The sequence below is a fragment of the Anaplasma phagocytophilum genome (assembly GCF_023476575.1).
In the GTDB taxonomy this organism is placed as follows: domain Bacteria; phylum Pseudomonadota; class Alphaproteobacteria; order Rickettsiales; family Anaplasmataceae; genus Anaplasma; species Anaplasma phagocytophilum_A.
Map to the genome: position 1 here is coordinate 1 of NZ_JAHLEX010000034.1, position 11,008 is coordinate 11,008.

At 43.3% G+C, this 11,008-nt stretch carries 5 protein-coding genes, 1 tRNA gene and 3 pseudogenes; 3 read left to right on the plus strand and 6 right to left on the minus strand.

Features of this window, described 5'->3' with window-relative positions; translation table 11 throughout:
- Positions 1–683, plus strand: a pseudogene (locus KPX09_RS02590) (P44/Msp2 family outer membrane protein); the annotation flags it as partial.
- On the opposite strand, the gene secA reads toward KPX09_RS02590, so the two are convergent.
- The 4 genes from secA to KPX09_RS02610 form a co-directional block, all read right to left on the minus strand.
- Positions 673–3,294, minus strand: a complete 2,622-nt coding sequence (gene secA / locus KPX09_RS02595) for a preprotein translocase subunit SecA (protein WP_249548829.1) — start codon at positions 3,292–3,294, stop codon at positions 673–675. The pseudogene KPX09_RS02590 and the gene secA sit on opposite strands and share 11 nt — an antisense overlap.
- A 177-nt stretch (positions 3,295–3,471) precedes the next feature.
- Complete coding sequence (gene ftsH / locus KPX09_RS02600) at positions 3,472–5,307, minus strand: ATP-dependent zinc metalloprotease FtsH (protein WP_346017233.1); 1,836 nt, start codon at positions 5,305–5,307, stop codon at positions 3,472–3,474.
- Between the two features lie 12 nt (positions 5,308–5,319).
- Complete coding sequence (tilS, locus tag KPX09_RS02605; RefSeq protein ID WP_249548830.1) at positions 5,320–6,738, minus strand: tRNA lysidine(34) synthetase TilS; 1,419 nt, start codon at positions 6,736–6,738, stop codon at positions 5,320–5,322.
- Positions 6,709–6,793 (minus strand) — tRNA-Ser (locus KPX09_RS02610). Before KPX09_RS02610 ends, tilS begins: the two co-directional genes overlap by 30 nt.
- A 174-nt stretch (positions 6,794–6,967) precedes the next feature.
- On the opposite strand from KPX09_RS02610, the gene KPX09_RS02615 reads away from it, so the two are divergent.
- Entirely contained in the window at positions 6,968–8,455 is a 1,488-nt protein-coding gene (locus KPX09_RS02615) for a TrkH family potassium uptake protein (protein WP_249548831.1), read from the plus strand.
- A 111-nt stretch (positions 8,456–8,566) separates the two neighbouring features.
- Positions 8,567–9,787 (plus strand): cell division protein FtsA, encoded by a 1,221-nt coding sequence (gene ftsA, locus KPX09_RS02620; protein ID WP_249548832.1) that lies wholly within the window; start codon positions 8,567–8,569, stop codon positions 9,785–9,787.
- A 151-nt stretch (positions 9,788–9,938) separates the two neighbouring features.
- Here ftsA and KPX09_RS02625 read toward each other — a convergent pair.
- Positions 9,939–10,580, minus strand: a pseudogene (locus tag KPX09_RS02625) (P44/Msp2 family outer membrane protein); the annotation flags it as partial.
- Between the two features lie 210 nt (positions 10,581–10,790).
- Positions 10,791–11,008 (minus strand): annotated as a pseudogene (locus KPX09_RS02630) (hypothetical protein); the annotation flags it as partial.

The following is an 11,008-nucleotide window of genomic DNA, read 5'->3' on the forward strand; positions in this document are numbered from 1 at the left end:
GTTATGGTATTGGTGGCGCCAGGGTTGAGCTTGAGATTGGTTACGAGCGCTTCAAGACTAAGGGTATTAGAGATAGTGGTAGTAAGGAAGATGAAGCTGATACAGTATATCTACTAGCTAAGGAGTTAGCTTATGATGTAGTTACTGATCAGACTGACAAGCTTGCTGCTGCTCTTGCCAAAATAAACGGTAAGGACATTGTTCACTTTGCTAAGGCTGTTGAAATCTCTCATCCCATCATCGATGGTAAGGTTTGTAGTGGAACTCATGCGAAGGGCAGTGCGGATGGGAGTCCGGCAGATTTTGAGGCAGTACCTACAAATGGCAAAACGGCTCAGTGTAGCGGATTGAGTACGGCTGCTCCGGACAAACCGTTTAGTAAGTTTGTCGAGGCTGTGAAACTTATAGAAGGTAAGAATTGGCCTACGGGGAAAACGTACCAGTCGAACGCTGCGAAAGATGGTGTCCCGAATGGAAACGCCACAGCCGTAGCTAAAGATCTAGTAAAGAATCTCACTCCCGAAGAAAAAACAATAGTGGCTGGGTTACTAGCTAAAACTATTGAAGGGGGTGAGGTTGTTGAGATTAGGGCGGTTTCTTCAGCTCACACCATGGTTAACTTTGAGAGTATTGGCCCCTTACTCGCTAAAACCATGGAACGGCTTAACACCGTTATACCCTGATGATCCCATGACAATGTTTGAACTTTTTTCCAGAACCACAAGGACATTTGTCATTGCGCGCTATGCCACCAAACAACTTACTTGTTGAGTTATTTAAATTAATCATTCCGTCATCAGGTTGTTGATGCACTTCCAACTCAATGTGTGCAAGCTTTTGGATTACCATCTCATAAAATCGAGAAAGCATTTTTTCAAGTAGATAGAAAGCCTCAATTTTAAATTCATTAAGCGGATCTTTTTGACCAACAGACCTCAAATTTATACCGCATTTAAGACTATCCAAAGCAGCTAGATGATCAGTCCATAGATGGTCTAACGAAGTAATTAGCACGCGCCTCGCCGCAAAATCCCACAGATTCTCATTCTTATGCACAAACCCATCTGCTTTTTTCTTCAGAAGATCATCTGCAACCTTATCCAAATAAGCTATAACCTCTTCCCTTGTTTCGATAGCTGATAGGTCACCCATATCAAGCTCAACGCCGTATATCCTGGTAACCTCCGCCGATAATTCTTCAGCAGTTTCTCTATGCCCTAAATCGCAATACTTCTCTTTGATAATGCGCGATACGATATCGTGGTTAAGATTGCTGTAAAAGGGCACCAAATCATATGTCTCTCTATCGAGAATCTGATTTCTTTGCGCAAATATTACCCTGCGCTGCTCATTTATTACATCGTCGAACCTGAGCAATGATTTCCTAATGTCGTAATTTCTCGCTTCTACCTTTTTCTGCGCACGTTCAATGGCCCTATTAATCCACTTATGCTGTATAGCTTCACCCCTCTTCATTCCAAGACGCTTCAACATGCCTCGCACCTTGTCAGAGCCAAAAATACGCAGCAAACCATCTTCTAACGAAAGAAAGAACTTCGACAAGCCAGGATCACCCTGTCTACCAGACCTCCCACGTAATTGATTATCAATCCGCCTACTTTCGTGCCTCTCAGTTCCTATAATGCAAAGCCCCCCAGCCTGCACGACAACCTCTCTATCATTCTTTGCTTGTTCAATAAGCTTATTTATCCTTTTAGCCCTCTCTCCCTCGTCTGTAATCCCCGAAAGCTCACTCCGAGCTAACATCTCAGGGTTTCCACCAAGCTTAATATCAGTACCACGCCCAGCCATATTAGTAGCTATAGTCACGGCACCCGGCTTTCCAGCCTGCGCTATTATATAAGCTTCTTTTTCATGGTATCGTGCATTAAGTACGGAATGCTTTATACCACGCATCGTGAGCAACTTTGAGAGAAGTTCAGATTTCTCAATGCTTATAGTGCCCACAAGTGTGGGTTGCTTTCTCTTGTGGCACTCAATAATGAAGTCTATAACTGCTTCGTATTTTTCTTCCTCAGTGCAGTATATATCATCGTCAAGATCAACACGCTGCACCGGTACATTGGTTGGAATCTGCATAACTTGTAAATTATACGTCCCAAGAAATTCATCAGCTTCCGTTTCAGCAGTACCAGTCATACCAGACAACCTTTTGTACATGCGGAAGTAATTCTGGAACGTAGTAGACGCAAGGGTTTGGTTCTCATTATTAATACGCACACCCTCCTTAGCTTCCAAGGCCTGATGCAACCCATCAGAATAACGCCGCCCATCCATCATCCGACCGGTAAATTCGTCAATTATTACAACGTTACCATCTTTTACGATGTAGTCCTTATCCGCAAAGTACAGCTTATGAGCCCGCAAAGCTTGCCCTACATAGTGCATCATAATAATATTCTCCGCACTGTATAGCGAAGAACCCTCAGGTATTAACTGGTGCGATATCAACAACTGCTCAACTTTAAGAGCACCATCCTCAGTTAAAAACGCAGTCTTACTCTTTTCATCAATATCATAATCTTCCTGCTCCAGATCTCTTACAAGAGCGTCTACCTTTTCATATAACGAGCTATCGCGCTCCACGGGACCCGATATTATGAGCGGAGTTCTTGATTCATCTATCAATATGGAATCAACCTCATCAACGATAGCGTAGTTGTAGCCGCGTTGAACCATATTTTCCCTACATAATTTCATATTATCACGCAGATAATCAAAACCCAGTTCGTTATTAGTAGAGTACAAAATATCACAATTATATGCAGCCCGTCGCGCCTCATCAGACGAACCGCTAGTGATACAACCTACACTTATACCCAGAGCACTATACAACTTCCCCATCCACTCTGAGTCACGCTCTGCCAAGTAGTCATTTACAGTAACTACGTGCACTCCCTTACTCTCAAGAGCATTTAGATATGCTGCAAGCGTTGCAACCAGCGTTTTCCCCTCACCAGTTTTCATCTCAGCAATCATGCCTCTGTGCAATGCAATGCCCCCTATGAGCTGCACATCGAAGTGACGCATGTCCAACACCCTACGCGAAGCCTCACGCACAACAGCAAACGCCGGCACAAGAAGATCATCCAGAGTAACAGTGCCCTCAGACAACATTTTACGAAACTCATCGGTCTTTCCAAAAAGGGCTTCAGATGAAAGGGCAGCTATCTCCTCTTCTAGCGCGTTTATACTTTTTACTATCTTATGTACAGAAGCACCCTTAACTCTGTTACTATAAGGCCAGAATACACGCTTCGCTATACTCAACATAAGCACGACTCAAGAATATCGGAGGGTGAATTATATGCTCAAGTCTTCAAAAGCACAACAGAATTGACTCAGTTATCAACTGCACTTCTATCGCAATTTTAAGCTCAACACCGAACTACACAAAACGTGTTAACTGTATATTTACTTACCCAGCAAATTACACTCAATAACGCAACGTTAATTAGGAACAGCGGAACGCTTCAGAGGACGCGTACTGATCCCACCCTCCTTTTCTAGCTTCTTTCCAGCAATGATGTCAGCAATATCATCTCCCGTAAGGGTTTCAAACTCAAGAAGGTTTGCAGCAATCGCGTGCAACGCATCCGAATGCTTTGTTAAAACATCCTTGGCTTCAACCAAAGCCGTGGATACTATCGACTTTACCTCATCATCTATCAAATTTGCCAAATTTGTAGAGATGCGCTCATGAGCTTCATCACTATGATACAATGGCCCCACACTATCGCTCATACCCCACTTCATAACCATGGACTTTGCGAGATCTGTAGCTTGCTTTATATCAGAAGAAGCCCCACTTGTAACTTTGTTATATCCGAATATCAACTCCTCAGCAGCCCGACCGCCCATAGCAACTGTAAGATCCGCCAGCATCTTCTCCCTCGTGTGAGATACCCTATCGGTTTCCGGTAACCTCATTACCAACCCCAAAGACCTACCACGTGGTATTATTGTCGCCTTATGTATCGGATCAGATGCTGGATTGTGAAAAGCCACTACAGCATGTCCTGCCTCATGATAAGCGGTCAGCCTACGCTCCTCATCACGCATGACCATAGACTTTCTTTCTGCACCCATCATAACCTTGTCACGCGCGTACTCAAAATCACTCATAGTGACAATCTTTTTGTCCAACCGCGCAGCTATTAATGCAGCTTCATTCACCAAGTTAGCCAAATCAGCCCCTGAAAACCCTGGCGTTCCTCTAGCTATAACTCTTAAATCAACATCAGGCGCCAACGGAACTTTTTTCGCATGTACAGCTATTATCTTTTCCCTACCGTTGATGTCAGGAATCGATATAGTCACCTGCCTATCAAACCTTCCAGGCCTCAATAATGCGGGATCCAATACATCAGGGCGGTTCGTCGCAGCTATAATCACAACTCCTTCATTTGACTCAAAGCCATCCATTTCTACTAGCAGCTGATTCAGCGTTTGTTCACGCTCGTCATTGCCTCCCCCAAGACCAATCCCCCGGTGACGGCCCACTGCGTCTATCTCATCTACAAAAATTATACAAGGAGCATGCTTCTTACCCTGTTCAAACATATCACGCACTCTGCTGGCACCCACACCAACAAACATCTCCACAAAATCAGAACCCGATATGCTAAAAAACGGCACATTTGCCTCACCGGCTATAGCTCTGGCTAATAAGGTTTTACCAGTACCCGGAGACCCTATAAGTAAACATCCCTTAGGGATTTTACCACCGAGCTTTGTAAACTTCTGGCGATGCTTTAAAAAGTCAACTATCTCTATTAATTCCTCTTTGGCTTCTTCTATACCTGCTACGTCATCAAACGTTACCTTTCCGCGGCTATCGGTCATTAAGCGAGCGCGGGACTTACTGAAGCCCATGGTTCTATTACCACCCAGCTGCATCTGCTTGAGAAAAAGGCACCAAATTACTACCAAAGATAGCATGGGCAAGCATGAGATGAATAAGCTACCAATGACACTCAGTAAGGTTACCTCTGAGACAAACTCAAACATTACCTTCTGAGCATGCATGGTCTTGATCAGGCCATCATAAACTACCCCATGAGTGCGAAACTTAACACCATTGTGAAATTTTCCGGAAATTTCGTGCTCAGTAATGCTTACACTCTCAATACTACCCTCTTCCAGCCTTACCAAGAACTCGGAAAAAGGTATAGAAACTTCCTTACTTCCTATTATCTTGTCACCAAAATGGGCATATAGCATAGCGGCAAGTGCAATCACCGCGGACCACACAATTAAGCCCTCGACCACTCTCCTAAAGTTCACGATAAGCGACCTCTATTGATCTAGCTGATTACAAATTAGGTTCATCATCCTCTCCTTTAGCAAGACCCTCTCTATGCTAACGACAGGGACACCATTTATATTATGCTTTTGCAACGGGTAGGCAAGAACTTTATCCCCGCAGATCAACACAGGCAATCCTTGTACTACATATTTGTTTATACCCCGCAAATGCTCCGGTATAGGATTAGAATCCAGCGGGCTGATGTATACCTGCATCGCAGTAGCAGCCCTATGTTCTGTCACACGACCACACGTTGATTCCTGTTTTTCCGACACCGCAAAGGTAGAAGGTAAAGACGTGTCAAAGCAATCTAAGAATTCAAGACGCAACTCAAATCTAGAGTCCCACAGTAGACGTGTCGTACCGTGCAAATAAGTTTTAGGGACTATACTGGATACTTCCCTAGCAACAACAATGTTCCCATCGCACGTTTTGAGTATCATACAGCCATGTAAGGTAAAAGAGGCAAAACTAGAAATAGAACGTACCTTAGAGAAGGCAGAAGAGAACTTAGAAAACCTGGGCTTCAAAGATTTGTTGCCAATAGTCGTGATAATAAGCAGAAACAACCTGCTGGCAATCTCGTGCTGCAGATTACGAAAAACATCGTGCTTAATTACTACGTATCCTAATGGATTAAATTCCAAACAGCTGTCCATAGCACCCTGTACATAGTGTAAGATACAGCTTAAGGACCGTTGCATATGCAACGCGGTGTTGCTCAGCCTATTTATCAAGATTTCAGGATTTTCGCTGTTATTTATAAAGTTTCGATAAAAAGTTCGTCTGTATTTTAGGTCACTATTGCTAGGGTCTTCAATCCATGGCTGCTGATGTTGCATAGCATATTCTTGTATTTCCCGACGTGTAAAATCTAGCAAAGGTCTAATAACCATCACATGTTCTATCATGGAGTATTCCCTTATACCAGCAAGCCCATCTATACCACTACCTCTCTCTAACCGTATTAATACTGTTTCAGCCTGATCATTCTTCGTATGCGCTGTAAGAAGGAATCTCACACCATGTTCAGAGCACCATTGCAGCAACAATTGGTACCGTATATTTCTAGCAACAACTTGAGATTTTTTTTGAACATGGCTATGCCAGTGCAGCACGCGGCACTCCAACCCTAGTATCGTAGCTTGTTCGTGTACGAAACTAACCTCATCTACAGCTTCGGGTCTAAACCCATGGTTTACGGTGAGAATAGTAGGAGAACCAACAGATGCTGAGCTCTTATGAAACAGAGCTACTAGACGCATAAGCGTCATACTATCTACACCACCTGAAACAGCAACCGCATATCGTGCATTGGGAATAACATCACGCAACTTACGGAAAGAGCTAGATTCAAATCCCATGGATATACCAAAACACGGAAAGAGGGGGATTCGAACCCCCGACACATTGCTGTGTACACACTTTCCAGGCGTGCGCTTTCGACCACTCAGCCATCTCTCCCCGGATTGGATTCTAGCAGAAAAGGCAATATTTGTACAATAGTGCGGTATCACATTTATGAAACGTTGAGAAAGCTCTTGCCTTCTATCAAACCTGTGTTAAGAACAGCGTTGCGGAATTTGCTATACGTAGCATTGTTATCAACCCGGTTGTTGTAGCTAGCGGTCTAGTAGTATGAAAGTCAGGAAAAGCGGCATATGCAAAGGCTCAGTGGCTTTCATAACAGGAATGTTTACGACGTTGATGGCGACATTTCTGCTCATACCAATGACTGTGAGCATTCTAACTAGCAGCACTGACTGGGTAGGGTTTGCGGGCGCAGGTGCGCTTGCGGCAATAGCCGGAGCATTCTGTATTTTAAACGGCAAAAGACCGCGTTCAATCAGAGGCACTGAAGCTATATGCCTTACTTGCTCTGTGTGGATTGTACTCACCTTAATTGCTGCAGTTCCCTTTGTATTAGCAGATACTGCTAAGCTGTCCTATGTGGAGGCAGTTTTTGAGGCAATGTCTGGCCTTACAACCACAGGTGCGACGGTAATGAGTAACTTAAGCGAGAAATCCCATGGTGTCTTGTTATGGCGAGCCATGTTGAATGCTATGGGGGGATTAGGTGTAATAACAATTGGTATATTCCTGTTACCCAATCTTAAAATGGCAGGATTGAGAGAGATCTACAACACAGAAGCACTTGGTCGCGAATGTAAATCCGGAGTTGTGAGAACAGTCTTGTATGTTACAGCAATATACATTCTACTAATGATTTTGTGTTACGCGTCCTACAAGATTGTTGGCATGTCGATGTTTGACGCAATATGCCACGCAATGACTACCGTTTCCACGGGAGGTTTCTCTAATTACGATGACTCACTCAAGCACTTTAATAATGTGAAGATAGAGATAGTGGCAATAGTCTTCATGCTGCTATCTTCTTGTCCGTTTGTTGCATATATACATATTGTGTTCGATAGGAGGTTTAAAAACTCTCAGTTCTTCCTGTATATGGGAATACTTACAGTAAGCGTTTTGTTAAGTACCGTTAAATTTCAAAGCTATACCAATACAGATGGATATTGGAGTGCATTTAGGTTTACAGTGTTCACCGTAGTTTCGCTAAGTACGTCTACCGGGTACAGTATAGGCGATTTCAGCGGTTGTTATTTTATGGCGATTTTAGTAACTATGCTTACCTTGTGTGGTGGATGCGCTGGCTCAACGAATAGTGGTCTCAAGGTGTTGAGATTGCAAATTTTAGCCATCAGTGCATACGATAACATTCGAAATATTTTGCTAAGAGGATGCTCAGAAACTAAGAACACACATATCCCAGATAATGTACGCAACGAGGCAGGATATATCCTGTTCTTATACTTGTTTGTGTTTATACTAGCGTGTTTATGTACTTCTTGGATTGGGTACGATTTAACTACAGCTGTTACAGCAGTGTCTAGCACGCTATCGAATACTGGTATAGGAGTTGGAGCAGTAGTGGGGCCAGAAGGTGATTTTTCTTTGCTAACTGAAGGAACAAAGCTTTTGTTAACTGCTCTTATGCTTTTGGGCAGGCTAGAAATAGTTCCAATTATAGTGTTATTATCCACAATGTTACGTATTGGTATTCACCCCGTGAAGAGTATACAGGCCGCGTGTGAAAAAACTTGATGCTCAGTTCAGATGGCTATATAAGATGTACTGGGCTAGTGATCCCATTGTCTTGTCTTATAGTATCGTTCGAATAGAGGGTCAAGTAGGTTGTTGCATTCTGCTGTTATAATGGCACCCAGAAGGAGTGTATTCGCTGTTCTAGACATGGGCTCCACGAAGGTTGTGTGTCTCGCGATAAAAGTTAACGACGGTTGTGTTCCAGAAGTTATAGGCGTAGGCTACAAGCCTTCTGAGGGCATTAACGGCGGTGCTATAGTTAATAAACAAAGCGCAGGGTGCTCAGTGCTGTCTAGCATTGATCTTGCGGAACAAGTTTCAGCACAAACGATAAGTCAGCTATACATCACTGTATCGGGCTGTGGGGTAAAATCATCCAACATCTCTAACGAAGTGTTGTCAAATGTTCATGAGATCTCTGAGCGTGACATCAGAAGGATCATGTTACAAACCTACGAAAAATTTTCTGGTGAAGACATAGTAATTCACAATGTTCCAATGGTGTATCATTTGGACAATTTAAGTAATATCACAGAACTGGAAGGTCTGTACGGCAGTAAGCTACGGGCAGATGTACATGCGGTCACGGTGTCAAAGTTGGCGTTGGTGAACATTGAGCAATGCATAACTAGCAACAATTTAATGATGGGGGGGTGCATAGCGGAGTCGTATGCGTCAGGTTTAGCTTGTATGACGGACGATGAGCGGGAGTTAGGTACTTTAGTCATCGACATGGGAAGCAATTTCACTTCCATGGGGTTTTTCTATAAGGGGAAGTACGAACACGCAGATTGCATTCCATTTGGTGGTAATCACATAACTCGTGATGTTTCTTATGGGCTCTGTGTAAGTTTGAAAGATGCGGAGAGCATTAAGGTAGTGCACGGTAGCACAATGCTTTTCTCTTCGGAAGACGATTATCAAATTGAGATATGCGATGTAGACGGAGAGTTGAAATGTGTTACCAGAGCAGACATTGTTAGCATCATTCGTCCTAGGGTTGAGGAGATCTTAGAATTTGTAAAAAGCCGGGTAGATGAGCACCACAATGTAGTAAGGAAGGTTGTCATCACTGGAGGATGCAGCAAATTGTTGGGAATAGAAAAGGTGGCTAGTTCTATACTTAACAGGCAGGTAAGAGTTGGAACTCCTATGAATCTTAAGGGTATGTGGCCGGAATATGTAGGCAAACCTGAAATATCAGCAGCTGTAGGCGCTGCTATGCTTATAGCACGTACATTTTATAAGAGACAATGTACAAAGAACAATTCTCATCATCCGGGTAGCTTGGAGAAGGTCCTGCGCTGGATAATTACCAAAGTTGAGGCATAAATAAAGCGTTAAAACTCTAGCATGCCCAAAACCCAGGTTCTAAAAATCATTATCTTACTCTGAAGTTATTTCATACAAGAAGATATCCTCGGATTAAAGTATTGAGGTTATATCCTTGCTATGGGATCATAGGTATAATTTCCCAACATCTCTAAGAACGGCCGTCACATCCGAAGTTACCACCTAGACCAACACAAGCATAAGGAACAACACCTAAACCTTCACTAAGAAGATCATAACAAGCATTGACCATGACTGAAGTAGAAGAAACCGCCCTAATCTCAACAACTTCACCACCTTCAATAGTTTTAGCAAGTATCCCAGCTACTATGGTTTTTTCTTCAGGAGTGAGTTCCTTGACTAGGTCTTTTGCCATAGCATTGGCATTACTATTAGGTGCCCCAACTACAGGACCGCCACTGCTCTTTCCAGCCTTACCTGTAGGCCAGTTTTTACCTTCTACTAACCCTACATTCGTAGCAAAAGTAACGAGTCCCTTCGCCGTCGCGCTTGGGTCACCTAAACCACTGCATTGAGCCGTCTTCGTACTTTCGCCCGTTCCTATATCCGCAGCATAAGTTTTCGTTGTAGTATCACCACTCTCGATCTTCGCATGACTTCCACTACAAACCTTGCCATCGATGATGGGATGAGAGATTTCAACAGCCTTAGCAAAGTGAACAATGTCCTTACCGTTTATTTTGGCAAGAGCAGCAGCAAGCTTGTCAGTCTGATCAGTAACTACATCATAAGCTAACTCCTTAGCTAGTAGATATACTGTATATGCTTCATCTATCTAATAATAGATCCTTGAATAGCTTGATAGAGAACTTAATGATAGAGCTCTATATCATCCACTAATTATGACACTCTAGAACTAACTCTCTATCCTGAACAAATATCATCTACAAAGTAAGTTGGGCAGAATAAGAAACTCTTCTCAGGTTTTTATCAGGGTAAATCACCCTCACCTCAAGAACTATTCTTACATCATATAATGGAATCACGTATAGCCTGATGATAAGTCTCTAGGTGAAGAAACCGCCCTAATCTCAACAACCTCACCCCCTTCAATAGTTTTAGCTAGTAATCCTGCTACTATGGTTTTTTCTTCAGGAGTGAGTTCCTTGACTAGGTCTTTCGCTACAGCTGTGGCGTTACTATTAGGTGCACCCATCGTGATAGTGTTGTCGGTCGTACCCACTGCCTGACCCGTAGGCC

Coding starts and splice junctions, on each gene's coding strand:
- secA (WP_249548829.1), bottom strand. CDS start 3,294: ATGTTGAGTATAGCGAAGCGTGTATTCTGGCCTTATAGTAACAGAGTT.
- KPX09_RS02615 (WP_249548831.1), top strand. CDS start 6,968: ATGAAAGTCAGGAAAAGCGGCATATGCAAAGGCTCAGTGGCTTTCATA.
- ftsA (WP_249548832.1), top strand. CDS start 8,567: ATGGCACCCAGAAGGAGTGTATTCGCTGTTCTAGACATGGGCTCCACG.